We start from the raw sequence: 25,234 nt of genomic DNA on the forward strand, positions 1-25,234 counted from the left end.
GTGTCCGCCACGCGGGCGGACACGACCCGCGGCGAGGGCCTCTCGCCTACTGCCAACCGGCGTCGGCGGGGGCGACCTGCCGGCCCGCGTCCTCCGGGGAGGTCTGCCGGCCCGCGTCCTGCGGGGTGACCTGCCAACCGGCGTCCGCGAGGACGGAGGAGGCCGGAGCCGGAGCCGGGTCCGCTCCGGGCACGAACGCGAGGGCCGGGGCGGCGAGAGACGCGGCGACGGCCAGGGAGGCGACCGCGGCGGCCTGGGCGATTCGGGTACGCAGCATGACGGGTTCCGTTCCTTCCGGGGTGAGCGGTGGCGTCCGGCGGCCGTCGCGCCCCGCGGTGGCGGTCGGCCTGACCGGTCCCCCACAGGTTCGCCGCGGCTCGGGCCCGCGGAAAGGCTCCACGGATGGACGGAAAGGGCCTTGGACTGATGCGTCCACACAGGCGGCCTCCGTCGGCCTCCGTCAACGACGGTGTCCAAGCGGGCCGTTGCGGACCGCAAGGCGCCCACGCCGGCCGCTCCGGACCCCAAGGCACCCACAGGGGGGAGACCGAGGCCGCTCCCGTTCACGACGGCCTCCCCGCAGGCCGCTCCCGTCCACGGCGGTGTCCACGCGGACGCCCGAGTCGGTTCAGCGACCGCCCCGTGCCAGCCGGTCCCGGATCCTCCCGAAGCCCTCCTCAGTCCACCGGCTGCGGTACGAAGGCCAGCGGGAGGACCGGGACCCCCGCGCCGGTCAGCCGGGCCCCGGCCAGCTCCGGCATCGCGCACAGCAGCCGTTCGCAGACCCGGAGGGCCCGTTCCTCCGCCTCCTCCAAGGCCCCTGACAGCAGATAGAGGCCGAGGGTGAGGCCGCGAGGCGGGCGCGGGTGCACGGCGACGTGCTCGACACGGTCGGCGGGGACGATCGCGCGTCGCACCGACACCCTGATGCCGGGCGGGAGTTCATCGGCGCCGGGCAGCTCCAGATGCGCGTGGACCAGATACATGCGCTCCAGCGTCTCAACGCGGGCCCACTGACGGGGCGTTCGCGGTCTGGACGGTTGCGGCCGGGGCCTGTTCCGTCCTCCCTCTGTGACGACCCACCCACTCTCTGCGAAGATCCCCGACGGGCAGGGGATGTTCCACGCAGGGATCTGGGGGATCACATGACGACCGCACTCGGCCTCGACTCCGTCGCGGAGACCGTGTACCGCGCGATGCTCAGACACCCGGCGGCCGGCGTCACCGCGCTGACCGCGGAGCTGGAGCTGTCCGAGGAGGAGGTGCGGGACGCCCTCGACACGTTGAGCGAACTCGCCCTGGTGCGCCCGGCCGCCGGGGACGCGGGCCGCCTGCGCGCCGTGTCGCCCGACATCGGGATGGAGGTCCTGATGGCCCGGCAGCAGGCGCAGCTCGCGGCCCACCAGCACCGCCTGGAAGCCTCGCGGGCGGCCGCCGCCCAGCTCATCTCCGAGTACGCGGAGCTCCGGCCGGCCACCAGCCACCCCGGGGTGGAACAGCTCGTCGGCCTGGACCGGATACGCGACCGGCTGGCCGTGCTCACCCGCGAGGTGACCGAGGAGTTCCTGACCTTTGCCCCCGGCGGGCCGCAGACCGCGGAGAACATGGCCGCGTCCCGGCCGCTCAACGAGGACCTGTTGCGCCGCGGGGTGCGTATGCGCACGGTCTACCTGGACAGCGTCCGCACCAACCGGCCGACCGTCGAGCACGCCGACTGGCTGGCCGGACTGGGCGGTCAGGTCCGCACGGTGCCGTCCCTGCCGACCCGCATGATCCTCATGGACCGGCGGATCGCCATGATGTCGGTCAGCAGCGACGACACGGCCGCGGGCGCGGTCCTCCTGACCGGGCACGGCACGCTCACCGCGCTGTGCGCGCTGTTCGAGACCACCTGGGAGTCCGCCCGGCCGCTCGGCGAGGTCGTCGCCGTCGACCGGAACGGGCTCACCGGCCAGCAGGCGACGGCCCTGCGGCTGCTGGCCGAGGGCCACACCGACGAGGCGATCGCCAAGCGCCTCGGCGTCTCCCCCCGTACGGCCCGGCGGATCGCCTCCGAACTGATGGACCGCCTCGACGCCCGCAGCCGTTTCGAGGCCGGGGTCCGCGCCGTGCAGCGGGGCTGGCTCCCGGCCCGCCCCTGACGGCGGAGGGACGGGCGGGCGGCCGTCGGGCGGACGACCGGGCATACCGCCGGGCTCCCCGTCCCTCTCCCTCGCAGGTGACCGGCGGGATTCGCCACCCGGCTCCCGTGACCGGCGTAGCTCCCCGCCCGTCTCCCGTACAGGTGACCGGGCCGCAACTCTCCGTCGCCAGGAGTTCGTTGACAGCGGCCGTCGCCGGGCGTTGACTGGCGGAACGGTGCGGGCCGACCGGGCGGGCCGGGAGCGTCGAGGCCCTTCCGCTCGGAGGTCGGGGTCCTGAGCGCGCATCGGGGCCCGCGGGCCCGGCCTGATCCAGACGAGGGCCCGGCCGGCACCCGGCCGGCGCGACGCACAGGGAAGTGGCGACACGATGATGTACGACCAGGCACGCGCCCAGCAGCCACCGGACAAGGGTTCCGGAGCCGGCGCACGCCGTGTCCCGGGGCCGGAGCCGCTGCTCCCCGCCGAGGAACGGGACCGGGTCTCCCAGCGCCTGCGGCAGGCCCTCCTCGACTTCGCCGACACCCCGCGCGAGGCCCTGGAGTCGGCCGAGAGCGCCCTCGACGACGTCACCGCGGAACTCGCCAAAGCCCTCGCGGAGCGCCGCCGCAGCCTCCGGGCGGGCTGGCAGGACCAGGACGCCCAGGCACAGGCGGAGGAGTTCCGGCACGCGCTGCGGCAGTACCGCGAGATCACGGAGCGACTCCTGCGCCTGTGACCGGGCGGGCGCCGTCGCCGTACGCGCGGGCGGGCGCCGCGGCCGACGCCCCGAGCTGTCGCCGGGCCCTGAGTGGGCGCAACGCCGGGAGGAGACTGGCCGCCGTGGCCGGGGGCGTGAGCTGTACGGGGCGAGGGTGGCCGTCATCGCCGTACCGGCCGGGTCGCGCCCCTCGCAGTACGATGAATGTGGGTGGTGCGCTCTCCCGCGCGGCCTCCCGGAAGGGCGACTCCGGCGTGTTCCGCCGGAGTCGTTGCCTCCGTCGGCGCGCCGGCTCGGGTGAGCCCCGCGCGGACCGGGCCGCCGCCCCCGCTCAGGGAGGAGAAGGCATGATCCAGGCAGCCGACATCCGTGAGTGGCGCGACCAGGACGTGGTGGACCCCAATGGCCACAAGATCGGCGTCCTCGAAGCGGTCTACGTGGACACCGCCACCGACCGACCGGCCGTGGCGACCGTCCGTGCCGGACTGCCCACCCGTCAGCGGCTGGTCTTCGTGCCGCTCGACGAGACCGTCCTCGGACCCGGTTACCTCAAGGTCGCCTACGCCCGGAGCCAGGTGAAGAAGGCCCCCTCCATCGGCACGGACGACGTCCTGCCCGCCGAGCAGGAAAAAGAGATCTTCCAGTACTACGGCATGGCCTACCGGCCGGGTGTGAACGGCGAACGGCAGCTCGCACGCCGTTGAGCCGCGCGGCCCGTCGTCCGGCCCCGAGGGAGGTGTTCGGGTCATGGTGCTGTTCCTGCTCCTGGTCCTCGCGGCGATGATCCTCGGCATCATCGGGGTGGCGGCCGCGGATCTCGGCTATCTGCTCTTCATCGGCATCGCCGTCTTCGTCGTCGCCGTCGTCCTGGCCGCCACCCGGCTCTCCGGGCACTCCAGGCGACGCCCCCTGCGCTGACCGGCCGCCCTGGACGTGCGGCAGGAACGGGCGTACGTCCTCCTGCGCCGGGCGCCGTTCCGCTCCGGTCCGCTGCTCAGTCGGCCGGCCCCTCCGTCACCGGTGCGCCGGTCAGGCCCAGGCCGGGGAACGGCTCCGAACCGCTGACGAACGCCTGCGCCAGGTCCGCGAGCCGTCGGTTGTGGGCCCGCGCGTACCGGCGCAGGGCGGTGAAGGCCTGCTCGGGGTCGCTGCCCTGGCGTTCCGCGAGCTTGCCCTTGGCCTGCTCGATCAGCACCCGGCTGTCCAGGGCCGTCTGGAGCTGCTCGTTCAGGACCGTGCTGCGGTGCGTGGACCGGTGCTGCAAGAGACTGATGGTCGCCACGTCGGCCAGCGCCTGGGCGAGGGACGTGGCGGCGCAGTCGAAGCCGCCCGGCGTGGCACGGAAGAGGGCCAGGGCGCCGACGGTCTCGTCCCGCAGGCGCATCGGCAGCGCCTGGACCGCCCCGAAGCCACGCAGACGTGCCGCCTCGGCGAAGTCCGGCCAGGGGACGGCCCGCTCGGACAGGTCGGGCACCGTGACCGGGGCGCCGGACCGGAAGCACTGGAGGCAGGGGCCGTCGTCGCTCCGCACCTCGAACACCCCCAGCCGGCGGACCTGTTCGTCCGAGGCCGCCATGACCCCGAGCCGGCCCCGGCGGTCCGCGAGCAGCACCCCGGCGGCGCTCGCGTCGAGCATGCCCACGCAGCGGTCGGCCAGCATGCGCAGGAAGTCCATCAGGTCGAAGTCGGCGGCCAGGTTGTCCGCCAGCTCGACGAAGGTCCTGGCGAGGAGCCGCTCATCCATCGTGCACGTCCCTCGTCGGCGGCTGTCCGCGGACGTCGTGGACGGAGGACGGTGCGTACGGCGGAGGCGTCCCGACCGGCCAGCCGCGTCCTGCGGTCGTCCTTGCCGTCGCCACGGGGTCCGGGGAGGCACCGGAACGGGGGGCGCCCCCACCGCCGTGGACGACGGCGGCCCCAGGGCCCGGTCCGGCCGGGAGCAGCGTGGTCCGCGCCGGCCGTACGGCGTTCACCGGGGGGACGTTCGCGTGGGGTCCTGCGCGTGGGACGGAAGAAGCATGGCGCCTCGATCCTGAGGATGCGTCCCGCGACCGTGCCTGAGGTCATGTGGGCAGGCACCGTGTCGAGAAGAGAATGTGCCGCCCGGCTCCGGGGCGACCACATCAGCAGCATAGACCGCGCTCGAAGGCCCCGCCGCGTCCAACGGCCCGCCGGGATCCCGACGCCCGGTTTACCCGGTGGGCGCGCGCTGTCACGATGCCGAGTCCGGGGGTGTCCGTCCCGCGGCGGGGGAGGTCCGTATGACCGAGGTGTACTTGCGCAGACTGTCGCGGTGGCAGGCCGAGCAGCAACGGGACGCCGTCGCGGACGTGCACGTGACGGCCTACCGCGGGGCCGCCGGTGCCGAGTACCGCGACCGCCAGAGCTATCTGCGCCGGTTCGAACAGCACGTGGGGCAGCCCGACTTCGACATGGTGGTCGCCGACGCGAACGGTCTGGCGGGCTGCGTCTACGGGTTCCGGGTCGCGCGAACCGGCGACTGGTGGTCGGACTTCCGGGGCGATCTGCCGCCGGACGTCGAGGAACTCACCACGTCGGGACGGGCGTTCCAGCTGGCCGAGCTGATGGTGCTGCCGGCCCACCGGCGCCAGGGGGTGGCGACCCGGCTGGCCGAGCGGCTGCTGGCCCGCCTGGGGAGCGACCTGGTCGTCGCGTCGGTGAACGGGCCCGACGCGAACGGTCACGCGAACGTGGCGGCGAGGACCCTGCACTCCTGGGGCTGGTCGAGACTCGGTGGACCGGGCCGTCGTGCCCGGCCCGACGCGGGACCCGTCACGGGCACCGCGACCGGCGGCGGGACCCGGACGGGCACGAGCACGGCGTCCGGCGGCGGGACCCGGACCGGCACGGGCCCCGGCTCGCACACCGGCGGTACGGGTTCCGGCCTCGGGGCCGGTGCCGACCGGGGGGCGGGCGCCCGGGAGGTGTGGATCCGCAGACCCCTGCGCTGACCCCCGACGCCCAGCCCGCCGGCGGTTGCCCTCATCGGCGGCCCCCGACGTTTGCAGGTGCCAGGTTTTCGCGCCTATGTTGGCGCGTATGCAGTCCTACACCATCGGCCAGGCGGCCCGTCTGCTGGGCGTGAGCCCGGACACCGCGCGACGGTGGGCGGACGCCGGCCGGGTGGCCACGCACCGCGACGAGGGCGGCCGACGGCTCATCGACGGCCGGGACCTGGCGGCGTTCTCGGTCGAGCTCGCGAAGAGCGGTGCCGAGGAGGAGGGCGCCTCCCTCACTTCCGTGCGCAACGCCTTCCCCGGCATCGTCACCGCCGTGAAACTCGGTGACGTCGCCGCCCAGGTGGAGATCCAGGCCGGCCCGCACCGGCTGGTCTCCCTGCTCACCCGCGAGGCCGTGGAGGAACTCGGCCTGGAGGTCGGCATGGAGGCCACCGCCCGCGTGAAGTCCACCAGCGTGCACATCGACCGCGCGTAGGTCCCCACCCGGGGACAGCCGCAAGCAGGTCCCCGCACGGAGACAGCCGCACGTAGGTCCCCGCACGGCCACCCACCCGCACTGCCCCTGCCCCTCCCCTCGGCCCGCACGGACCTGTCCCCAGGCACCCTCTCCTCCCCGCCCGGCCCGCACCAGCCCTCTCCTCCCCACCCGGCAGGGGCACAGCCACACCCCCGCCCCAGCACCCCGTAGAAACGCACATGCGCTCCCCTGCGACTCCCAGACCTGCTCATGCGATGTGACAGGAGACCTTTGGCTGGCATCTGCGGAAGTATGCTCGGTGCAGGACCGCCCGAACGTCCAGAGGAGTGCACTCGTGATGACCCCTTCCGCGCACCGGACGCGCCGTATCCGCCGGGCCCTCCGGGCGGCCGGTGCGGGCACCGCCGTGCTGCTGGCCGTGAGCGCCTGCTCCTCCTCCGGATCCGACGCGGACTCCGGGGGCGGCGAGTCCGGGAAGCTCTCCGGGACGGTGACCGTCTTCGCCGCCGCCTCCCTGAAGGAGAGCTTCACGACACTGGGCGCGCGGTTCGAGAAGGACCACCCCGGTACGGAGGTGACCTTCAACTTCGGGGGCAGTGACACGCTGGCCGCCGGTATCAACGGAGGCGCCCCGGCCGACGTGTTCGCCGCCGCCAGCCCCAAGACGATGGCGCTCGTGACGGACCAGAAGGGCACGGCCGGCGCCCCGGTGACCTTCGTGCGCAACCAGCTGGAGATCGCGACCCTGCCCGGCAACCCCGACGAGGTGTCCTCCCTGAAGGACCTCGGCGCGTCCGGCCTCAAGGTCGTGCTGTGCGACCGGACGGTGCCGTGCGGCGCCGCCGCGCAGAAGGCGCTGGACGCGAGCGGGGTGAAGCTCACCCCGGTCTCCTACGAGCAGGACGTCAAGAGCGCCCTGACCAAGGTGGAGCTGAAGGAGGCCGACGCCGCGGTGGTCTACAAGACGGATGTGAAGGCGGCGGGTGACAAGGTGGAGGGCGTGGAGTTCCCCGAGTCGGCCGACGCCCTCAACGACTATCCGATCGCCCTGCTGAAGGACGCGAGGGACACCGCCGTGGCCAGGGCGTTCATCGAGCTGGTGCGGTCCGCCGACGGGCAGCGGGTGCTGACGTCGGCCGGGTTCCTCGCGCCGTGACCGCGGGACGGCGCGGGCGGGCCGGCACCGGTGCGCGGGGAAAAGCCCCGCTGCCCCTGCTGCTGCCCGCTCTCGCCGGCCTGGTGTTCCTGCTGCTGCCGCTGGTCGCGCTGCTCGTCCGGGCTCCGTGGCGGAGTCTTCCGGAGCAGTTGACCAGTCCGGAGGTCTGGCAGGCCCTCCAGCTGTCGCTGGTCTCCGCGACGGCGGCCACCGCGGCGAGCCTGGTGATGGGCGTGCCGCTGGCCTGGCTGCTCGCGCGCACCGACTTCCCCGGACGCGGGTTCGTGCGCGCCCTGGTGACGCTGCCGCTCGTCCTGCCGCCGGTGGTGGGCGGTGTGGCCCTGCTGCTGGCACTCGGCCGCAACGGCGTCGTCGGGCAGTGGCTCGACTCGGCCTTCGGGATCACGCTGCCGTTCACGACGGCGGGCGTGGTGGTCGCGGAGACGTTCGTGGCGATGCCGTTCCTCGTGATCAGCGTGGAGGGCACGCTGCGGGCCGCCGATCCGCGCTACGAGGAGGCGGCGGCCACGCTCGGCGCGTCCCGCTTCACCGCGTTCCGCCGGGTGACGCTGCCGTTGATCGCGCCCGGGATCGCGGCGGGGTCCGTGCTCGCGTGGGCCCGCGCGCTCGGCGAGTTCGGCGCGACGATCACCTTCGCCGGCAATTTTCCCGGCCGTACGCAGACCATGCCGCTGGCCGTCTACCTGGCCCTCCAGAACGACCCGGCCGCGGCGATCGCGCTGAGCCTGGTGCTGCTGGCCGTGTCGATCGCGGTGCTGGCCGGGCTGCGGGACCGCTGGATGACGACGTCATGAACGACGCCTGCCCGCGCCACCACCGGAGGAAGCCGTCATGACCGACGCCGCCGACCGCCCCGGGGCCCCGGCCACCACCGGGCACGCGCCCGCCGCCGAAGGGCTGGACGCGCGGCTGCTCGTGGAGCGCGGGACGTTCCGCCTGGACGTGGAGCTGCGTGCCGCGCCCGGTGAGGTCGTCGCGCTCCTCGGGCCCAACGGGGCCGGCAAGACCACCGCGCTGCGGGCGCTCGCCGGGCTCACCCCGCTGTCCGAGGGGGGCCGGCTGCACCTGGACGGGGTCCGCCTGGACGGGACACCGCCGGAGTCCCGCCCGGTCGGTGTCGTCTTCCAGGACTACCTGCTCTTCCCGCACCTGTCCGCCCTGGACAACGTCGCGTTCGGGCCGCGCTGCCGGGGACTGCCGAAGGCGGCGGCCAGGGAGCGGGCCGCCGGGTGGCTGGAGCGGATGGGGCTCGCCGAGCACGCGGACGCGCGGCCGCGCCGGCTCTCGGGCGGGCAGGCCCAGCGCGTCGCCCTCGCCCGGGCCCTGGCGACCGGCCCCCGGCTGCTGCTCCTGGACGAACCGCTCGCCGCGCTCGACGCCCGGACCCGGCTCGACGTGCGCGCCCAACTCCGGCGCCATCTCGCCGACTTCGAGGCCGTCGCCGTCCTCGTCACGCACGATCCGCTGGACGCGATGGTGCTGGCGGACCGGCTGGTCGTCGTCGAGGACGGCCGGGTCGTCCAGGAAGGCACCCCCTCCGACATCGCGCGGCACCCGCGGACGGACTACATCGCCCGGCTCGTCGGCCTGAACCTCTACCGGGGCCGGGCCGAGGGCCACACCGTACGGCTGGACGCGGGCCCGGCGATCACCACGACCGAGAACCTGTCCGGTCCCGTCTTCGTGGCCTTCCCGCCGGTCGCCGTGACGCTCCACCGGGACCGTCCGACCGGCTCCAGCGCCCGGAACCTGTGGCAGTGCCGGGTCACCGGCCTGGAGACCCACGGCGACCAGATCCGCGCGGACCTCGGCGGCGAACTCCCCCTCGCCGCCGACCTGACCACCGTCGCCGCCGCCGAACTCGGCCTGCACCCCGGCGCCCCGGTCTGGGCGACGGTCAAGGCCACGCAGACGCACGCCTACCCCGCCTGACCGTCGGCCGGGGACCCGGGTCAGGGGGCGACGAAGGCGTACATCCCGGCGACGGGCCGCGGCCGCCAGGTGCGGGCGTAGGGCGGGGGCCGGCCGCCGGGCACGGAGAGCGCGGCGACCGGCATCCGGCGCGCGGCCCGTTCCACGCCCTCCCGGGTGATGTTGGCGTTGTGGCCGGTGACGTTGGCGGAGGAGCAGCCGGCGTAGAAGGCGATGGGGATGGCCTGTTCGCCGGTGAGCAGGCAGGGCGGCCGTACGCCGAGCCGGTGCAGCCCGGCCGCCGTGCGGGCCCAGTCCCGGTGCGCGGCGGCCGTACGGTCCACGGCGGCCTCCAGCACCGCGTACTGCACGGCGAGATGACCGGCGAGACCGAGCGACACCAGCGTCACGGTCACCGGACGCCAGGCCCGGACCGGCGCCGTGAACAGGAAGGCCAGCGCGTCGGCGACGGGGATCGCGAGCAGGGCGTAGACGGGGAGCAGGAAGCGCGGTGCGGCGTACCCGATCATCAGGAGGTAGGGGATGCCGGCGGTCGCGGCGCAGGCGAGCGGCAGCAGCGTGCGTGCCGGGCGCCCGGCACGGACCGCGACGGCCGCGCCGAGTGCGGCGAGCAGCGGCAGGGCGAACCACCACAGCAGAACCGGTGTGCTCGGCATGGGCCCGCCGCACGGACGGCACAGGGCGCGTCCGTCCATGGTGCGGAGCTGGTCCAGGACGGCGATGTTCCAGCCGAGGCCGCCCTGGATGCGGGCGGCCTCGGCCAGCCGTTCGCCCAGGCCGCCGAAGCCGGCGTACGCCTCGACGACCCACTCGGCGGTGCCCGCGACGAGCCCGGCGGCCGGCGCCGCCAGCAGGGCCCACCGCCGGGCGTACACGGCGGCGGCCAGCAGGGGCAGGGCCGTCCACACGGCGTCGGTGGGCCGCATCCACGCCATCAGCGCGACGCTCAGGCCGACGCCCCACAGCGCGGCGCGGGCCCGCCGGTCGGCGCGGGCCCGCAGGAACAGGCCGACCGCGGCCAGCCCGCCGACGGCGACCCAGTAGTTGGGCATGGCCTGGGGGCCGTAGAACAGGGTCACCCACAGCGTCGCGAACAGGGCTCCCGCCAGGGCGAGGATCCGCGGCGGGAACAGTCCGCGCCAGGCCCGCAGCGCCAGGAACAGTCCGAGCCCGGAGAGCAGGGCCAGATAGGTGCGCAGCAGCCCGGTGGACGAGGACCAGGAGGCGACCGGAGCCACCAGCAGGGACACCCCCCGGGCACGCGGCGCGCTGAAGAACGCCGCCGGGCTGTGCGCGGTGACCTGGCTGACGTACACCACCTCGTCCCAGCCGAGACCCATGCGGGGGTCCACGAGGAGCAGTTGGGCGAGGGTGAAGGCGCAGGCGACGAGGGCGGGCCAGGCGCGGCCGGTCCCGGGCGACGGCGCGGTACGCGGCCCCGGTGAGGGCGCCCGCCGCTCGGTACCGACGGTCCGCACGCCCGGAGCCCTGGCCTCGTCCACCCTCCACCACCCCCGCGAGCACGAAGGACCGCACGGATGCGTACGAGCCCTGTCCGCCCGTACCCGTCACGGAAATTACCGGACAAAATACCCCGTATCTCCTCGTCCTGCCCGGAGGTGGGCCGGTCGCCGCCGGTTTCGGCAGGCGGTCCGTCCGGCGGCGGCGTGCCGTCCGTGCCCGGGAACGGGGAAGGGCCCGGCGCCCTTGGAGCGGGAGCGCCGGGCCCTTCGGGCGGGGACGGGGTCGGTCAGGAGCGGGACTTGGCCGTACGGCGGCGGGTCGCCACGGCGATGGCCGCACCGGCGGCGAGCAGAGCGGCGGCGCCGCCCGCGATCGGGAGCGTGTTGCCGCCGCCGGTCTCCGCGAGGTCGCCCTCCGGAGTGGACTCGCCTCCGGCGGCGGTGGGCGCCGCGGGCGTGGTGGACTCCGCGTCGGACGGCGTGGACTCCGGCTTCGACGCCGACGGGGTGGCGGACGCGGGCGGGGTCGAGGCGGGCGCCGTCGACGCCGGGGGCGTGGACGCCGGCGGGGTCGTCTCCGGCGTGCCGGGCGTCTCGGCGGTGCAGTCCTTGGTGCCGCCGTTCCACGCGGCGATGAGCTTGTCCTTGATGACCGGGCGGTCCGGGCCCTGCGGCACGTCACCGTGCTCGAAGCCGTCGTTCGCGTCCGTCCGGCCGTCGAACTTGACCTTGCCCCGGTACAGGTCGACCTGCGCGAAGCAGCCCGCGTCCGGCACCGAGATGTCCAGCGAGTCGGTCTCGCCGCGCTTCACGGTCACGGTGTCGAAGTCGTGGAAGACCTGGACACCGGACGTCTTGAAGGTCGCGCCGTGCGTCCGGTAGGCGGCGAGCGACGCCGTGCAGGTCGCGGCGTCCTCGGCGGCCCGCACCTCGATGTGCACCTTGCCGTCCTCGGTGGGCCGGAGGTTCAGGTCGTCGACCCGCACCGAGTCGGCGAACTCCTTGCCGTCCAGGGAGAACTGGCAGCGATCGGTCTCCGTCACCGTGCCCGGTCCCTGTCCGGAGGTGTATCCGCGGCCGGCCCCGTCCCAGCCGTCGCCGCCCGGTGTGTCGGTGGCGTACGCGCTGGCCGTGACGGCGGAGAGGGCGACGACCGCCGCGCCCGTCCCCAGCAGGCAGCGCATCGTGACACGTCTCGCTATGGACATGCGGATCCCATCGTGAGGTTGCGAGACCCGGGCGACGGCAGCGGGCAGCACGAAGCAGCCGGGGGCCGGCCGCACCGGGGATCATGGATCGAAGAAACACCGGGCTCATTGGTCACATGCGCCACGGTGCGACCACATCGTCGGCCACCGCGTGAGCACTGTCAACCTTGTTGAACGCGCACATACTTCACGGGTCGTCACATGACGCCCACACAGGGAACCGGATATTCCGGCGAGCGTGCGCGGAGCGGGCGCCTCGCCCGGAGGTCACCGCGTCGAGGGCATGCCGATCCGCGTCACGAGGGGGCGCGTAACTGGATTACCAACGTCCGCATGTGCGCTCACTCGCGGCCAACTGCCGCTCGCCACGGGGAGGTTCACCGCGGACCAGTGGGAGGCAGAGGGGCGGGGCAGACCTGCCCCGGCAGAGTCGCACGGGAGAGCCGGCCCGAGGCAAGGGACACACGTCCCGGGATGGTGGGCTCACGGCGGGGCCGGTCCCGGGATGGTGGACACACGGCGAAGCCGGTCCGGGCAAGCGGAGACCCCACGGCGGAGCCGGTGCATGCGGCGGGGGGCCGGAAAACAGTCGACGCGCCGATCGCGTCCTGCTGCGACCGCCGCGTCAGTCCCGGCCGGTCCGGCCGGGGACGTGTCCGCCCCGGCCGGAAGGGCCGGGGATGTACCGCTCGGGTTACGCCGTCTCGGTCCAGCTCGGCGCCGCGGGGGCGGCCGGAGCGGCGGCGGGACGGCAGGTGAAGCCGAGCCGGGTGAGCGCGCGGGCGACCTCGGACTCCGTGAAGTCACGGCGGTCCTGCCTGGTGATCACTTCGCCGACCTGCTTGATGGGGTACGTGTGCGCGCCGACGGCCACGGACCCACCGGTGACGGGTTCCGGCCGGACACCCGACATCGAGTGCTCCACCTCGCTCTTGATGAGGTCGAACGGGAAACGGGCGATCACACAACGCATGGTGCCTCCGCGGGGCGAAATTCAGTGCTGATCCGGACGGAGAACAAGGCCTTGCGCGGCGCAGAAAGCGCGGAAAGCCGTACTCGGAAACGTCCGGAAAACGAAAAAGCAGGTGGCCGGGGCCCGCACCCCGTGGTGCGGGTCCCGGCCACCTGTAACGCGTCAGCCAACCCGTGGGTCAGGCGTCAGCCGTGTCCCAGGACTAGGCGGGGACGATGTTCTCGGCCTGCGGGCCCTTCTGGCCCTGCGTGACGTCGAAGGTCACCTTCTGGCCTTCCTGGAGCTCACGGAAGCCCTGGGTGGCGATGTTCGAGTAGTGGGCGAAGACGTCGGCGCCGCCGCCGTCCTGCTCGATGAAGCCGAAGCCCTTTTCAGCGTTGAACCACTTCACGGTACCAGTAGCCATGTCATATCTCCTTACGGGAGCAGTGCTCGAAGGCCCGCACTGTGCGGACCCGCGGTCGCCGCGATGATTGCCCCGTCCGGAGAAAAACACCGGAAATTCAGAAGCGAACCGCCCAGTACTGACCGGGTGGTGCGCTCCAAGACTTTGGGAACCACAACTGCAACTGAAATCGACAGTAGCACGGCAGCAGCCGGAGAGGGCGGGCCACTATGCCACCCCTTCCGAAGGAATAACAAAACCTGTCGGCGCATCCCGGCGATTTCTGCTTTCGCCACGACAGATATCTGAAGGGCCTCGCCGGAGGGCTCCGCGGCCCCTCCAGTCCCCCCAAGGTCCGGGCGGCCTCCCGCGCACCGGGCGCCGGCGGACACCGGACGGGCTCCCGCGGTGTCACCCACATCACTCGCCCGTCACCCGTACGGTCCGGCGCGGTGGTGGACGCGTACGAGGAATGGTGCCTTGGGGCAGACGGGCACGAGTGATCACCCGCGGGACCCGGAACCGGGGCGCGGACACTCCCCTGCCCGGCCCGAAGGCCCGGACGCGTCGCCACGCACCGCTGGAGGTACCGCCATGCACCGTCTGCCCCGCGTTCTCGCCACGGCTCTGGCAGCGGGCGCGCTGCTGACGAGCGCGGCCTGCTCGGCCGGCGGCGGCACGGGCCGGGGCGCCGGTACGTACGCGGGCGCGGGTGACGCGAGCGCCCCTCCGGCGGGCGAGCGGCGGCGAGCGGCGCCCGCGGCCGCCGCCGCGCTCAGTGACGCGCAGGCCGCGCAGGCGCGGCTCGCCCTCGACGACCTCGGCCCCCGTTGGGCGCCCACCGAGGGCGCCGCCACCTGGCACGACGCCCTCCTCAAGGGCACGGCGGACGACGCGGACTGCCGGCGGCTGCTCGACGGCCTGTACGAGGACGACCTGCTGGGCGAGCCGTCCGGCGGGCGGGCCGTCGTCGGCTTCGACGACACCGAGAACGGGGCCCAGCTGCGCCATGTGGTCGCCGCGTACGACCGGGCCGGGCTGGACGCCTCCATGGAGTGGCTGCGCGGACTGCCCGCGCGGTGCGGCGAGTTCACCGCCACGGACGAACAGGGGGTGGAGCGGGCGGTGCAGGTCGTGGACTCGCCGCTGCCCGGGCTCGGTGACGCGCGGCAGGGGCTGCGGATGACCGTGAGTGGGGACGTCGAGCAGATCCCCGCCACCCTCACCCTGGACATCGTGTCCGTCCGCGTCGGCGACAGCGCCTTCGTCCTCACCGACGGCGGCCTCTACGGCACCGACGAGGAGTCCACCGTGCGGGCCGCCGAACGCGGTGCGCAGCGGCTGAAGGCCGTCCTGGCCGACCGGGCCGCCGGGGCACCCTCGACCCGGCGGCGGTGACGCCCGCCCCCTATTCGGGGCGGAACCGTTTGCGGTGCGCGAGCACCTCACGGGCCGCCGTGCCCGCCGTACGGCCGTCCGCGAAGGCGTATCCGCGCAGCCGCGCCAGCGCGTCCTCCGGACCGATGCCGAGCTGGGCCATGATCATGCCGATGGCCTGGTGGATCTTCTCGTGGTCCGGGATCAGCCGGCTCAGCCACGTGCCGTCGCCGCGCGTTCCCGTCCACTCCCCGCGCGGCAGCGACATCAGGGCGACCGTCACGACCCCGGCCACCAGCTCTCCGGTGTTCAGCTCGCCTCTGGTGGGCTCGCCGGGGGAGTCCCGGTAGAGGTCCAGCGTGCCGACGCACACCCGCGCGTCGCCCAGGGGCAGCGAGTACACCGCCCGCACGCCGGCTCCGGTGGCCTCCTCGGCGAAGACGGGCCAGCGGCCCGCGTCGGCGCCCCGGGTCAGGTCGCGGGCGATGACGGCGGTTCCGGCCGTGGCGGCGTCGAGGCAGGGGCCTTCGCCCAGCGTGCCTTGGACGTCCGCGATCCGGGCGGCGGTCGCGTCGCTCGCGCCCAGCCGCACCGGCAGTCCGTCGGTGCGCAGCGACATGCTCGCGCCGCTGACCGGCAGCAGGTCGACCGCCGCCGCGCACAGCCGCCCGGGCAGTTCCTCGGGCGGTACGCCCCAGACGGCGTCCGCGATCGCCACGGCGACCTCGAACCCGGCGTCGTCCGCCCGGCCGGCGGAGGCGTCCCCGGACTCCGGGGCCTCGTCCACCCTGTGCTGCGGCGCGGCGTCCGCCTGCTCCGGGGCGTCCGGGCCGGGTGGCCGGGCGGGCCCTGGTGGTGGGCGGGAGCCGGCGTCGGGTTCGGCGCCGGGGGCCGCGCCCGCCGCCGTCCGTGCGGTGGGGCCGGGGCCGGAGTCGTTGTCGTGTTTGCCGTCGTCGCCGTTCGGCTCGGGGGCGTTCGGGGAGTCGTCGCCGGAGCCCGAGGAGCCGCAACCGCCCTTCCTCGACCGCACGGCCACCGCCTCCTTCCGAGCCCCGCCCGTCGACCACCCGTCTCTGGTGGAGTGCGTGCCGGTGTCCGGGTACCCAGGGGGGCGGATCCAAGCGGCGGGGTGTCCGACAGGCGGACTACCCGGCGACGGCGGCCTCCGCGGGCTGCCGGGGGCGTGACGGGCGGCTGTCCAGGTGGACGATCACTTGGGCGTGGAAGCGGTCCACGGACTCGTCGACACTGCGGATGAAGCCGGACTCGGCGTTCCCCCTGGTGTTGCCCATGCTGCGGAACAGGGACAACCGGAACCCGGTGATCTGCGCGCCGGTCTTGGGGACGATGTCGGCGGGTTCGGGCCGCAGTCGCTCCAGCGTCCCGCGGGGGCCGCCTGTCTGGCCCTCCACGAGGGTCTCGATGTGCAGGTCTGCGGGGGCCGCGGACAGTTGCCGCACGAGTCGCTTGGCCCAGTTGAGGGGGTAGCCCTGCTCGGGCGCGGCGATCTCGATGGAGGTGCGCAGCTTGCCCGTACGCAGGTCGGCGCAGAGGGCGAGGACCCCGGGCGTGCCCTCGATCCGGAGTTCGGCGTCGAGCCGGCCGTCCAGGCACAACCGGTCGGCCAGTGCCTCCCGCCGTGCCCGCGGATCGGTCCCGCGCTTGCTGCGCTGGACCGGGAGCACCTTCTGCCCGAGTTCACCGCCGAGCCGCAGGCACACCTGGCGGACCAGCCGCTCCCAGCTCTCGACGACCTGCGTGGCGCGCGGGTCGCCCTGGCACAGGGTCTCGTCGTCGATCCCGTTGCGCACAGGCACCCAGGCCGGTCCCATGTTCTGGAAGCCGTGGCAGCCGGAGTTCTCGTGCTGCAGGTAGTGCAGGAGTTCCTGGAGGAGCCAGGCGTGCGCCGCGTTGCCCAGCCCTTCGTGCCGGATGAGCATCTGCGCCTGGTGCGCCACCTCCGCCCACGAGAGGTGACGGCACGCCACCTTGTTCTTGCGGCGGCCGTCCAGCTTCACCTCGACCAGCGGACTGCCGTCGAGCTCCACGTCGTTGGAGAGCGTGATCACCGCCTCGTATCCCCGGCGGGCCGCGATGTCGGCGTAGGCCTGCACCTGCTCGGGTTTGAGGGCGTTCCCGTTCGTCTTCGTCTCGACGAGCGCGGTCCACAGTTTTCCCGCGCGCTCGACGCGGATGACGCCGTCGGGGCGCCGCGGTGACTCGCCGTTCGGCAGCGTGACCTCGGTGAAGGTCTCCATGCGCCCGGCCGGCGCCCCGAACCCCGCGGTCAGCCGCCGCCCGAACTCGGGCACCTGCGCCATCACCGAGAGGAGCACCGATGTCGCCCGCGTTTCCCGTTCCCGGTCGCTCTTCAGGGCCGAGGCCGGAAAGAGGCGGGCCGTGCGCCAGGAGTCGTTGTCCGCCAGGGACTTCTTCGCCACCTTCGGCAGGGTGACCTTCTTCTTGGCGGTACGCGGGCGGGCGGCCCTCTTCTTCACCCCGTCCGCCGGACCACTGGCCGGTTGCGCGGGGACGGTCACCGCCACGATCGGAGCGCCGGCCTCGACGACGGCGACGACCGCCTCCAGCGCGAGGTCGTCCTCGGGTTCCGCCGCGTCGTCGATGTCGACCCCGAAGTCGGTGGCGAGGCCTGCCAGACCGGACTCGTAGCCCTGTCCGATTGCCCGGAACTTCCAGTCGGCGCCCCTTCGGTAAAGCTCGCCGAACAGCAGCGCCCCGACCGGGCCGGCGTCCTCGACTGAGAACCGGAGCAGGGGCTCGCCGGAGCCGTCGGCCAGCGTCAGGCGCACGTCGTGCAGATCCTGGAACCCGGCGCCTTCGGAGCGGCTCGCAGCCACGACGATCTGCTCGACGTCCGCGGAAATCGCGGTCAGATCGAACGTGATGCGGTCCTCGTTGCCGTCGGCCGTGGGCGCCTTGCCGAGGAGCTGCACACTGCCGTCGGCTGCGACCGGGTTGTTGTAGAAGTAGAAGTCGGCGTCACCACGTACTCTGCCGTTCCCGCCCAGCAGCAGCACGGAGACGTCCGCGTCGCCCTCGCCGGTCGAACTGCTCCAGCTCAGGCTCATCATCACCGAGCCGATGTCCTCGCTCAAAGACGCGAGACCGACGTTGGCACCCTTGATCATCTCGTGCATGAGGCCCCCCAGATGCACAGCCGCGCGGAAGCCCCCCGGCGACCTCTTGACTTGTAGCGGAGTGTGACGCGCTTCACACCGCGCGCACCGGGGAACCTTAGCGCGCGCCCGGACGTGCGTGGCCGTCGTTCCGAATTCTTTCCACCGGCATATCCGGCGCCGGAGGAACAGGATTGCCACTGCTCGGGCCTCCAGGCGGCCGGCGTGGTGTGCCCCCGCTCAGAGCGGGGGCTGGGCCGGGGCTGGGCCCAGGGTGGTGGTGCCGGGGGCCGTGCGGTGGCCCAGGCCGGTGCGGTAGGCGTCGAGTGCGGCCTCGACGCGGCCGGTGCGGCGGAGCAGGTCGCCGAGGAGGCGGCACAGGTCGGCGAGGTCGCCCGCGGCTCCGGCGCGTTCCAGCAGGCTCATGGCGCGGACGTAGTGCTCCTCGGCCGCGTCCGTGTCGCGCGCGTCCTCGGCGATGATGCCGAGGAGGCGGTGGGCGCCCGCCGAGTGCACGGCACCGCGCTCGGAGCTGAGGTCGCCCAGCACCTCGCGCAGCAGCGCCGCCGCCTCGTCGGACTTGCCGCGCCGGTGCAGGACGTCGGCCAGCTCGACGTTGACCTGGCTGGTGTAGAGGGCGGCGCGCTTGGCGGACAGCATGGTCTGCGCCTCCCGCAACTCGGCCTCGGCGCGCTCCAGTTCGCCGTTCTGCGCGTACAGGTAGCCGCGCATCCAGTGGCAGTTGGCCAGTTCGGTGCGGATCTGGAGCTGGCGGTAGAGCTCGGCGGCCTTGGCGAGCGACGTGTCGGCCTCGGCGGTGCGGCCCTCGGCGAGCAGGGTGCGGGCGACGGAGCGGTGCATGCGGGCGACCAGCGCGGGGTCGCCGACCTGCGGGGCCAGGGCGAGCGCGAACTCGGCGGCCTGGGCGGCGCGGGCGTGCGCGCCCATGTCCATGTACGGCGCGATGACGCCCGTGTAGAGGAGCAGCAGCGCGTCGGGGTCGTGCAGTCCGGTGCGGTTCAGCTCGTCGAGCGTGGACTCGAACAGGTAACAGGAGTACCGCAGTTCGCCCGCGAGGTAGTGGGAGACGGCCCGGCCGCGCAGGGCGGGGACGCGCAGTGGCAGCGGGGCGTCCCCGAGCCGCTGCTCCGACTGCTCGAAGCGGGTGCGGGCGGTCTCCAGGTTCCCTGTGTCCAGGGCGCATTCGCCGAGGCCCAGCAGCGCGGCGGCCTGTTCGGCGACGAGCCCGTGCGCCTCGGCCTCCGCGAGCAGCGCGTCGTACTGCTCGGCGGCCACCTCGGCCTCTCCGGTGGCGAGGGTCCGCTGCGCGTCCGTCAGGCGCAGCCGCAGGCCGGTGGCGAGGTGGGCGGGGCGGCCCGTCGCCAGTTCGTCGTAGGCCACGCCGAGCCGCTCGGCGATGTGCCGCAGCGCCGGTTCGGAGGCGCGGACCCGGCCGGCCTCCAGGGTGGAGATGTAGGCCGGCGTGTACGCCGGCTCCGCCAACTGCTTCTGTGTCAGACCGCGTTCCGTCCGCAGCTGCTGCACTCTGCGCCCGATGATTCCCGGGTCGTCGCGCTCCGCCATGAAGGAAGCATGCCATTAAGCGGAGTTACACCCGGACGCCTTTTGACTTTTGTACAAGTCGCCCTGCACGTCTTGCCCTTGGCCTAGGGGTGGCTCTACGTTAAGCGGCGCATTAAACGTGCTTAATACGCCGCTGTTGCGAGGTCGCCGTGCTCCGACGCCTTTCCGCCCGCCACGTGCGCGGGTTCGGTGCCGCGCTCGTCGCCGTGGCCGCGCTGGTCACGGCCGCGAACGCCGGTCCCGCCAGGGCGGACGGGCGTCCCGCCGCACCGCACACCGTCCACGCCCCGGACACCGCGCGCGTGGCGGATCCCCGGCTGCCCTGAGCGACGGACCCCGGCCCGGCGAGGACGCCCCGCACACGGCTGCCGCAGCCGCCGCCCGGCGCCTACGCTGACGCCGTGACCTCTGCCGCCGCACGGACCTCCGCCGCCGCACGCACCGCGCGGGACCTCACCTCCGACCTCCCGGTCCCCGCCCTGGAGGACCTCTACCGGGACCTGCACCGCCACCCCGAACTGTCGCTGCGCGAGCACCGCACGGCGGCGGGTATCGCCGGCCGGCTCCGAGCGGCCGGCTACGAGACGGCCGAGGGCATCGGCGGCACCGGAGTGGCCGCGCTGCTGCGCAACGGCGACGGGCCCACCGTCCTGCTGCGCGCCGACATGGACGCCCTCCCGGTCACCGAGGAGACCGGACTGCCGTACGCCTCCGAGCACGACGGCGTCATGCACGCCTGCGGGCACGACCTGCACGTCACCTGGCTGACCGGCGCCGCCGAGGCGCTCGCCGCGGGCCGCGACACCTGGTCGGGCACGCTCCTGGTCGTCGGCCAGCCCGCCGAGGAGACCGGCCGGGGCGCCGCGCTGATGGTCGGGGACGGGCTGTACGAGCGCTTCCCGCGGCCCGACGTGCTGCTCGGCCAGCACGCGGCGCCCGGCCCCGTCGGGCTCTACGCGCACTCCCCGGGTCTGATCATGTCGGCCTCCACGGACATCGACATCGTCGTCCACGGGCGCGGCGGGCACGGCTCGCGGCCGGAGTCGACGGTGGACCCGGTGGTGACGGCCGCCTATCTGGTGACCCGGCTGCAGACCGTCGTCAGCCGGGAGATCGCCGCCCGCGAGCCGGCGGTCCTCACGGTGGGCCGCATCGAGGCGGGCACCCGGCACAACATCATCCCGGCCGAGGCCCGCGTCGAGCTCAACATCCGCACGCAGTCCGACGAGGTCCGCGACCGGATGATCGCCGCGATCCGCCGGATCGCGGCCGGCGAGTGCCTGGGCGCCGGCTGCCCGCGCGAGCCGGACGTCACGGTCGGCAACACCTTTCCCGTCACCGTGAACGACCCCGAGACGGACCACCGTGTCGCCGCCGTGCACGGCAGGGTGTTCGGCGCCGGGACGATCCTCGACCCCGGCCCCGCGATGGGCAGCGAGGACTTCGCGCGGCTCGCCGAGCACGAGGGCGGACGGCTCCCCTACTCCTACTGGTTCGTGACGAGCACGCCCGCCGACGTCTGGGACGCGGCCCCGGGCACGGACCTGATGGAGAAGTTCGCCGCGGTCCCCGGCAACCACAGCCCGCACTTCGCACCGGACCTGTCGACCCTCGTACCGGGGGTGCGGACGCTGGTGTCCGGGGCGCTGGCGTACCTCGTCCACTGATCCCGCCCCCCGCGCGCCCGGTCTTACGGAGTGGTGACGTGCGGCGCGCGGTCCGCGACGCGGCGCGGCCCTGCACCTAGCGTGGCGGCATGCGGGTACTGGTCACCGGCGGAGCCGGGTTCATCGGGTCGGAGATCGTCGCGGCACTGCGGGCGCGGGGCCACGAGGCGGTCGTGTACGACGTGCGGGAGGGCCGGGACGTACGCGACCCGGAGTCGGTGTCGGACGCCCTGACCGGGGTGGACGCGGTGTGCCACCAGGCGGCGCTGGTCGGGCTCGGCAGCGGTTTCTCCGACGCCGCCGAGTACGTCTCGCGCAACGACCTCGGCACGGCGGTGCTGCTGACGGCGATGGCCGGGGCGGGCGTGCGGCGGCTGGTGCTGGCCGGTTCGATGGTGGTCTACGGGGAGGGCCGGTACGCCTGCGGGCGCCACGGCGTGGTGCGCCCCGGCCCCCGCGCCGAGGCCGACCTCGCGGCCGGCCGCTTCGAGCCCGCGTGCCCGGTGTGCGGGGACGACCTGGCCCCGGGACTGGTCGCGGAGGACGCCCCGGCCGACCCGCGCAACGTCTACGCGACGACCAAGCTGGCGCAGGAGCATCTGGCCGCCGCCTGGGCCAGGAGCACCGGGAGCGGGGCGGTGTCGCTGCGCTACCACAACGTCTACGGGCCCGGCATGCCCCGCGACACGCCCTACGCGGGCGTCGCCGCCTTCTTCCGATCGGCGCTGGCCCGGGGCGAGTCCCCGCGGGTCTTCGAGGACGGCGGGCAGCGGCGGGACTTCGTGCACGTGCGGGACGTGGCGGCGGCCAACGTGCTGGCACTGGAGGCCGGTTCGGCCGACGGCACGTTCACCGCGTACAACACGGGCAGCGGGGACCCGCACACCGTCGGCGAGCTGGCGCACGCCCTCGCGGACGCCCACGGCGGCCCGCAGCCGCTGGTCACCGGCGAGTACCGCCTCGGCGACGTCCGCCACATCACGGCGGACTCCGCCCGGCTCCGGGCCTCCCTGGGCTGGAAGCCGGAGGTCGCCTTCGAGGACGGCATGCGGGAGTTCGCGGCCGCGGGGGCGACCCCGGAGCGCGTCGGCCGGTGAGCCGCGCCGGCCTGCGTTCGCCCGTCCCCCGTCCGCACATGGGAGTTCGCGGGCGCGGTTTCGGGCGCGTCGGCCGGTGAGCCGGGCGGACCGGGTGCCGCCTTATTGCGTACGGGAGTTCGCGGGCGCGGTTTCGGGCGCGTCAGCCGGTGAGCTGGCCGGCGCGGAGTTCGTCGAGGTGGCGTTGGATGTGGAGCAGCGCGCCCTCGCGGCGGCCCGGTACGCGGCGGCGCAGGTCGGCCAGGACGGGGGCCAGTTCGCGGGCGCGGTCCGCCTCCTCGATACGGCCCCACTGGTGGTGGGCGCGGTCGGCGGCCGACTCCACGGCGGGCGCGTCCGGGGACTGCCCCGCGCTCAGCCGTGCGGTGGCGACCGCGAGCCAGGCCCGGCAGCTGTGGAAGGGATCGCCCGCGAACATCGCCAGGTCGGCCCGGACCTCCATCCAGTGCAGCGCCTCCTCGGAGGCGGGGCCGTGGGCGCGTACGGCCGTCTGCTCCCACTGCGCGGCCAGCGCGGCGGCCTCCCCGTGCCGGCCGGCCTGCACGGCAGCGGTGATCGCGGCGTGCGGGTCGGGCGCCACCGGCACCCTGCCCTCCGCCGACAGCACGACTCCGGGCGCGTCGCCGTCCGCCAGCGCGCGCGTCAGGGCCAGTTGGTGCAGCTGCGCCGGGACCGGCCGGTGGCCGCTGCGCAGGATCGTGGCCAGGGACTTCATGTACGCCGGTGCCGCCACCGTACGGCGCGGCGGGGCCGGGGCGATGCGCCCGTAGAGGCTGACGCCCGGACCCGCCGTGAGCGGCCGGTCGGCCAGCGACTGCCAGGCCTCCGGGTCCGCGTGCAGGTCGGCGAAGACGGTGGTGGTGCCCGGCGGGCGCAGCCGCAGCTCCTCGCGGACCCAGTGCCAGGGGAACGCCGTGTAGCGGACCGTGGCGGGGGTGGTGCGCGCCAGCGCGAGGTGCGGCAGCCGTTGCCTGCGGTCGAGCTGGAGCTGGCCGGTGACGTACACCGTCAGCGGGCCGGTGGCCGTGGCGGCGGCGCGCAGGCGGGTCAGGACCGCCTGGGGGTCCAGCGGGTCGGCGAGCTCCACCACGTTCGCCGTCTCCGCGCCGGACAGCACGGCGGGTGCCACGGCGGCGAGGACGGGGAGCACGGAAGCCGCGTCCACCAGGCATCCCCTGCCCACCGGCGAGGCCGCGAGCAGCAGCACGGTTCCGGGCATCGTTCCCTCCCCCATCGATCACCTACGGCAGCACCGTAACCGCTGCGCGTGCAAACGGGGGACCTCGCAGGGGCCGTACGTGCGAACACCCGTCGTCCGCCGCGCGGTTGTGCCGGGCGCCGAGCCCCGCGTCCACGCCGTCGCCGTACGACGGAAGGGGCCGCCCGTACGGACTCTAGGCGCGCACCTCCGTGCCGGGGAATGTCGTCGGCAGCGTGGGGAGTGTCACCTCGAAGCGGCAGCCGCCGGAGACGTTGCGTACGGCGGCGCGGCCCTGGTGGGCCTCCACGATGCCGCGCACGATGGCGAGTCCGAGGCCCGCGCCGGCCGGGGGAGTCCGGGCATGGGTGCCGCGCCAGCCCGTGTCGAAGACGCGCGGCAGGTCCTCCTCGGGGATGCCGCCGCAGCCGTCGGTGACGGACAGCACGACACCGTCCGGGGAGCGTTCCGCCGCCACGGCGACGGTCCCGTCGGCGGGGGTGCGGCGGATCGCGTTGACGAGGAGGTTGCCCAGCACGCGGCTCATCTCCTTGCCGTCCACCTCCACCGGGAGCGGTTCGACCCGGTCCCCGACCAGGCGTACGCCGTGCTCGCGGGCCAGCGGGTCCGCCCCGGCGAGGGCGTCGCCGACGAGGTCGTACAGGGAGATCCGGGACGGGGAGAGGGCCAGGGACCCGGCGTGGATGCGGGACAGCTCGAAGAGGTCGCCGACCATGCCGTTCAGGCGCTCGACCTCCGTGCGGATCTGGCGCAGGTAGCGGGCGGGGTCGGCGGCGACCCCGTCCTCCAGCGCCTCCGACATCGCGCGCAGCCCGGCGAGCGGCGTGCGCAGGTCGTGCGAGATCCAGGCGACCAGCTCGCGGCGGGACGTCTCCAGGGCGCGCTCGCGGTCGCGGGACTCGGCCAGCTTGGCGCTCGTGGCCTGCAACTCGCGGCTCAGCGCCGCCAGTTCGGCGGTGGCCGGCCCGGTGGGAGCGGCGAAGGCGCCGCCGTCGCCGAAGGAGCGGGCGGCGAGGGTGAGGGCGCGGCTGCGGCCGACGACCCAGCGGCCGAGCAGCAGCGCGGTGGCCAGCGAGACCACGGCGGCCATCGCCACCACGGTCGTCACCACGGTCAGGTCGTGCGGGGACAGGAACATCGCCCACGCGACGGCGAGGGTGCCGGCGAGCATCGCTGTCACGGCGACGGCGGCCACCACGGCGAGCGAGGCGGTGAGCGAACGCCGCCGGATCAGCCAGAGCACGAACGCCCCGAACAGCCCGGCCGCGGCGGCCCCGAGGAAGGCGAAGAGGGCGATGAGCAGCATGTCGCGCATGGGCTACGGCTCCTGCGGGGGCACGTGCGGGAGGACCCCGCCGGGAGTGGAGGCGGGGGGCGGGGACAGCTCGGGGGCGGCTGCGTCCGTACTCGGTTCGGTGGAGCTGGATACGGCGGGGGACGCCGGGGTGGGGTGGCCGGGAGCGGGGGTGCGCGGAGGTGCGCCGTCCGGGACCGGCGCGGGGTCCTGTCCGGCGGGCGTGCCGTCCGGGACCGGCACGGGGTTCTCTCCGGCGGCATCGGGGCCGGACACGGCGGGGGACGACAGGGTGGGGTGGCCGGGAGCGGGCGTACGCGGGGGTACACCGTCCGGGACCGGCGCGGGGTCCCCTCCGGCGGGCGCGCCGTCCAGGACCCGCGCGGGGTCCTCGCCCGTGGGCGCGGGGTCCGTGGTGGGC

Annotated in this window: 25 protein-coding genes; 13 read left to right on the forward strand and 12 right to left on the reverse strand. The window is 74.5% G+C overall.

Annotated features, from left to right (window positions below; translation table 11 throughout):
• Positions 1–46: 46 nt before the first annotated feature.
• The gene (locus ACWGIS_RS12540) at positions 47–277 is read right to left on the reverse strand and encodes a hypothetical protein (protein ID WP_453362375.1); all 231 of its coding nucleotides are present in this window, start codon (positions 275–277) and stop codon (positions 47–49) included.
• A gap of 400 nt (positions 278–677) precedes the next feature.
• Positions 678–986, reverse strand: a complete 309-nt coding sequence (locus ACWGIS_RS12545; RefSeq protein ID WP_453362376.1) for a hypothetical protein — start codon at positions 984–986, stop codon at positions 678–680.
• Positions 987–1,145: 159 nt separating this feature from the next.
• On the opposite strand from ACWGIS_RS12545, the gene ACWGIS_RS12550 reads away from it, so the two are divergent.
• The 4 genes from ACWGIS_RS12550 to ACWGIS_RS12565 all read left to right on the forward strand — a co-directional run bounded on the left by ACWGIS_RS12550 (position 1,146) and on the right by ACWGIS_RS12565 (position 3,759).
• Positions 1,146–2,141, forward strand: a complete 996-nt coding sequence (locus tag ACWGIS_RS12550; RefSeq protein ID WP_453362377.1) for a helix-turn-helix transcriptional regulator — start codon at positions 1,146–1,148, stop codon at positions 2,139–2,141.
• 370 nt (positions 2,142–2,511) lie between these two features.
• A complete protein-coding gene (locus ACWGIS_RS12555; protein WP_355788623.1) occupies positions 2,512–2,859 on the forward strand; it encodes a hypothetical protein in 348 nt (115 codons plus the stop codon).
• Positions 2,860–3,188: 329 nt separating this feature from the next.
• The gene (locus ACWGIS_RS12560) at positions 3,189–3,545 is read left to right on the forward strand and encodes a PRC-barrel domain-containing protein (RefSeq protein ID WP_453362378.1); all 357 of its coding nucleotides are present in this window, start codon (positions 3,189–3,191) and stop codon (positions 3,543–3,545) included.
• A 43-nt stretch (positions 3,546–3,588) separates the two neighbouring features.
• Complete coding sequence (locus ACWGIS_RS12565) at positions 3,589–3,759, forward strand: hypothetical protein (RefSeq protein WP_453362379.1); 171 nt, start codon at positions 3,589–3,591, stop codon at positions 3,757–3,759.
• A 76-nt stretch (positions 3,760–3,835) separates the two neighbouring features.
• On the opposite strand, the gene ACWGIS_RS12570 is transcribed toward ACWGIS_RS12565, so the two are convergent.
• On the reverse strand, positions 3,836–4,585 hold the full coding sequence (locus tag ACWGIS_RS12570; protein WP_453362380.1) for a GAF and ANTAR domain-containing protein: 750 nt from the start codon (positions 4,583–4,585) through the stop codon (positions 3,836–3,838).
• Positions 4,586–5,102: 517 nt separating this feature from the next.
• Between ACWGIS_RS12570 and ACWGIS_RS12575 the strand changes: the two genes are divergently transcribed.
• The 5 genes from ACWGIS_RS12575 to ACWGIS_RS12595 all read left to right on the forward strand — a co-directional run bounded on the left by ACWGIS_RS12575 (position 5,103) and on the right by ACWGIS_RS12595 (position 9,409).
• The gene (locus ACWGIS_RS12575; protein ID WP_453362381.1) at positions 5,103–5,813 is read left to right on the forward strand and encodes a GNAT family N-acetyltransferase; all 711 of its coding nucleotides are present in this window, start codon (positions 5,103–5,105) and stop codon (positions 5,811–5,813) included.
• Between the two features lie 88 nt (positions 5,814–5,901).
• A complete protein-coding gene (locus tag ACWGIS_RS12580) occupies positions 5,902–6,297 on the forward strand; it encodes a TOBE domain-containing protein (RefSeq protein WP_453362382.1) in 396 nt (131 codons plus the stop codon).
• A 340-nt stretch (positions 6,298–6,637) separates the two neighbouring features.
• Complete coding sequence (gene modA / locus ACWGIS_RS12585; RefSeq protein WP_453362517.1) at positions 6,638–7,456, forward strand: molybdate ABC transporter substrate-binding protein; 819 nt, start codon at positions 6,638–6,640, stop codon at positions 7,454–7,456.
• On the forward strand, positions 7,453–8,271 hold the full coding sequence (locus ACWGIS_RS12590) for an ABC transporter permease (RefSeq protein WP_453362383.1): 819 nt from the start codon (positions 7,453–7,455) through the stop codon (positions 8,269–8,271). The genes modA and ACWGIS_RS12590 overlap by 4 nt, the downstream gene beginning before the upstream one ends.
• A 37-nt stretch (positions 8,272–8,308) precedes the next feature.
• Positions 8,309–9,409, forward strand: a complete 1,101-nt coding sequence (locus tag ACWGIS_RS12595) for an ABC transporter ATP-binding protein (protein WP_453362384.1) — start codon at positions 8,309–8,311, stop codon at positions 9,407–9,409.
• A gap of 20 nt (positions 9,410–9,429) precedes the next feature.
• Here the strand turns inward: ACWGIS_RS12595 and ACWGIS_RS12600 are convergent, their stop codons facing one another.
• The 4 genes from ACWGIS_RS12600 to ACWGIS_RS12615 all read right to left on the reverse strand — a co-directional run bounded on the left by ACWGIS_RS12600 (position 9,430) and on the right by ACWGIS_RS12615 (position 13,459).
• Positions 9,430–10,749: a hypothetical protein gene (locus tag ACWGIS_RS12600; RefSeq protein ID WP_453362518.1), complete on the reverse strand. Its 1,320-nt coding sequence runs from the start codon at positions 10,747–10,749 to the stop codon at positions 9,430–9,432.
• A gap of 410 nt (positions 10,750–11,159) precedes the next feature.
• Positions 11,160–12,080 carry an LAETG motif-containing sortase-dependent surface protein gene (locus tag ACWGIS_RS12605; RefSeq protein ID WP_453362385.1) on the reverse strand — a complete coding sequence of 307 codons (921 nt, stop codon included), beginning with the start codon at positions 12,078–12,080 and terminating at the stop codon, positions 11,160–11,162.
• Positions 12,081–12,774: 694 nt separating this feature from the next.
• Positions 12,775–13,053: an SCO5918 family protein gene (locus ACWGIS_RS12610; RefSeq protein WP_453362386.1), complete on the reverse strand. Its 279-nt coding sequence runs from the start codon at positions 13,051–13,053 to the stop codon at positions 12,775–12,777.
• Between the two features lie 202 nt (positions 13,054–13,255).
• Positions 13,256–13,459 carry a cold-shock protein gene (locus ACWGIS_RS12615; protein ID WP_010986199.1) on the reverse strand — a complete coding sequence of 68 codons (204 nt, stop codon included), beginning with the start codon at positions 13,457–13,459 and terminating at the stop codon, positions 13,256–13,258.
• A gap of 573 nt (positions 13,460–14,032) precedes the next feature.
• Here ACWGIS_RS12615 and ACWGIS_RS12620 point away from each other — a divergent pair.
• Positions 14,033–14,836 (forward strand): hypothetical protein, encoded by an 804-nt coding sequence (locus ACWGIS_RS12620; protein WP_453362387.1) that lies wholly within the window; start codon positions 14,033–14,035, stop codon positions 14,834–14,836.
• A gap of 10 nt (positions 14,837–14,846) precedes the next feature.
• Here the strand turns inward: ACWGIS_RS12620 and ACWGIS_RS12625 are convergent, their stop codons facing one another.
• The 3 genes from ACWGIS_RS12625 to ACWGIS_RS12635 form a co-directional block, all read right to left on the reverse strand.
• Positions 14,847–15,845: a GAF and ANTAR domain-containing protein gene (locus ACWGIS_RS12625; RefSeq protein WP_453362388.1), complete on the reverse strand. Its 999-nt coding sequence runs from the start codon at positions 15,843–15,845 to the stop codon at positions 14,847–14,849.
• A 115-nt stretch (positions 15,846–15,960) separates the two neighbouring features.
• Positions 15,961–17,973, reverse strand: a complete 2,013-nt coding sequence (locus ACWGIS_RS12630; RefSeq protein ID WP_453362389.1) for a TerD family protein — start codon at positions 17,971–17,973, stop codon at positions 15,961–15,963.
• Between the two features lie 219 nt (positions 17,974–18,192).
• On the reverse strand, positions 18,193–19,536 hold the full coding sequence (locus tag ACWGIS_RS12635; RefSeq protein WP_453362390.1) for a helix-turn-helix domain-containing protein: 1,344 nt from the start codon (positions 19,534–19,536) through the stop codon (positions 18,193–18,195).
• A 149-nt stretch (positions 19,537–19,685) separates the two neighbouring features.
• Here ACWGIS_RS12635 and ACWGIS_RS12640 point away from each other — a divergent pair, with 149 nt between their 5' ends.
• The 3 genes from ACWGIS_RS12640 (at position 19,686) to ACWGIS_RS12650 (ending at position 22,300) form a co-directional block, all read left to right on the forward strand.
• Positions 19,686–19,862, forward strand: coding sequence for a hypothetical protein (locus tag ACWGIS_RS12640; protein ID WP_453362391.1), 177 nt, complete (start codon positions 19,686–19,688; stop codon positions 19,860–19,862).
• Between the two features lie 75 nt (positions 19,863–19,937).
• The gene (locus ACWGIS_RS12645; protein ID WP_453362392.1) at positions 19,938–21,203 is read left to right on the forward strand and encodes an amidohydrolase; all 1,266 of its coding nucleotides are present in this window, start codon (positions 19,938–19,940) and stop codon (positions 21,201–21,203) included.
• 89 nt (positions 21,204–21,292) lie between these two features.
• Positions 21,293–22,300, forward strand: a complete 1,008-nt coding sequence (locus ACWGIS_RS12650; protein ID WP_453362393.1) for an NAD-dependent epimerase/dehydratase family protein — start codon at positions 21,293–21,295, stop codon at positions 22,298–22,300.
• A gap of 142 nt (positions 22,301–22,442) precedes the next feature.
• Here the strand turns inward: ACWGIS_RS12650 and ACWGIS_RS12655 are convergent, their stop codons facing one another.
• Positions 22,443–23,519, reverse strand: coding sequence for a hypothetical protein (locus tag ACWGIS_RS12655; RefSeq protein WP_453362394.1), 1,077 nt, complete (start codon positions 23,517–23,519; stop codon positions 22,443–22,445).
• A gap of 175 nt (positions 23,520–23,694) precedes the next feature.
• Positions 23,695–24,834, reverse strand: a complete 1,140-nt coding sequence (locus ACWGIS_RS12660; protein ID WP_453362395.1) for a sensor histidine kinase — start codon at positions 24,832–24,834, stop codon at positions 23,695–23,697.
• Positions 24,835–25,234: the final 400 nt, after the last annotated feature.

Source organism: Streptomyces sp. NPDC054842, from assembly GCF_053611025.1.

Coding starts and splice junctions, on each gene's coding strand:
- ACWGIS_RS12610 (WP_453362386.1), bottom strand. CDS start 13,053: ATGCGTTGTGTGATCGCCCGTTTCCCGTTCGACCTCATCAAGAGCGAG.
- ACWGIS_RS12575 (WP_453362381.1), top strand. CDS start 5,103: ATGACCGAGGTGTACTTGCGCAGACTGTCGCGGTGGCAGGCCGAGCAG.
- ACWGIS_RS12595 (WP_453362384.1), top strand. CDS start 8,309: ATGACCGACGCCGCCGACCGCCCCGGGGCCCCGGCCACCACCGGGCAC.
- ACWGIS_RS12635 (WP_453362390.1), bottom strand. CDS start 19,536: ATGGCGGAGCGCGACGACCCGGGAATCATCGGGCGCAGAGTGCAGCAG.
- ACWGIS_RS12655 (WP_453362394.1), bottom strand. CDS start 23,519: ATGCCCGGAACCGTGCTGCTGCTCGCGGCCTCGCCGGTGGGCAGGGGA.
- ACWGIS_RS12565 (WP_453362379.1), top strand. CDS start 3,589: ATGGTGCTGTTCCTGCTCCTGGTCCTCGCGGCGATGATCCTCGGCATC.
- ACWGIS_RS12660 (WP_453362395.1), bottom strand. CDS start 24,834: ATGCGCGACATGCTGCTCATCGCCCTCTTCGCCTTCCTCGGGGCCGCC.
- ACWGIS_RS12605 (WP_453362385.1), bottom strand. CDS start 12,080: ATGTCCATAGCGAGACGTGTCACGATGCGCTGCCTGCTGGGGACGGGC.
- ACWGIS_RS12560 (WP_453362378.1), top strand. CDS start 3,189: ATGATCCAGGCAGCCGACATCCGTGAGTGGCGCGACCAGGACGTGGTG.
- ACWGIS_RS12570 (WP_453362380.1), bottom strand. CDS start 4,585: ATGGATGAGCGGCTCCTCGCCAGGACCTTCGTCGAGCTGGCGGACAAC.
- ACWGIS_RS12550 (WP_453362377.1), top strand. CDS start 1,146: ATGACGACCGCACTCGGCCTCGACTCCGTCGCGGAGACCGTGTACCGC.
- ACWGIS_RS12600 (WP_453362518.1), bottom strand. CDS start 10,749: ATGGGTCTCGGCTGGGACGAGGTGGTGTACGTCAGCCAGGTCACCGCG.
- ACWGIS_RS12545 (WP_453362376.1), bottom strand. CDS start 986: ATGTATCTGGTCCACGCGCATCTGGAGCTGCCCGGCGCCGATGAACTC.
- ACWGIS_RS12615 (WP_010986199.1), bottom strand. CDS start 13,459: ATGGCTACTGGTACCGTGAAGTGGTTCAACGCTGAAAAGGGCTTCGGC.
- ACWGIS_RS12580 (WP_453362382.1), top strand. CDS start 5,902: ATGCAGTCCTACACCATCGGCCAGGCGGCCCGTCTGCTGGGCGTGAGC.
- ACWGIS_RS12630 (WP_453362389.1), bottom strand. CDS start 17,973: ATGCACGAGATGATCAAGGGTGCCAACGTCGGTCTCGCGTCTTTGAGC.
- ACWGIS_RS12555 (WP_355788623.1), top strand. CDS start 2,512: ATGATGTACGACCAGGCACGCGCCCAGCAGCCACCGGACAAGGGTTCC.
- ACWGIS_RS12650 (WP_453362393.1), top strand. CDS start 21,293: ATGCGGGTACTGGTCACCGGCGGAGCCGGGTTCATCGGGTCGGAGATC.
- ACWGIS_RS12620 (WP_453362387.1), top strand. CDS start 14,033: ATGCACCGTCTGCCCCGCGTTCTCGCCACGGCTCTGGCAGCGGGCGCG.
- modA (WP_453362517.1), top strand. CDS start 6,638: ATGACCCCTTCCGCGCACCGGACGCGCCGTATCCGCCGGGCCCTCCGG.
- ACWGIS_RS12540 (WP_453362375.1), bottom strand. CDS start 277: ATGCTGCGTACCCGAATCGCCCAGGCCGCCGCGGTCGCCTCCCTGGCC.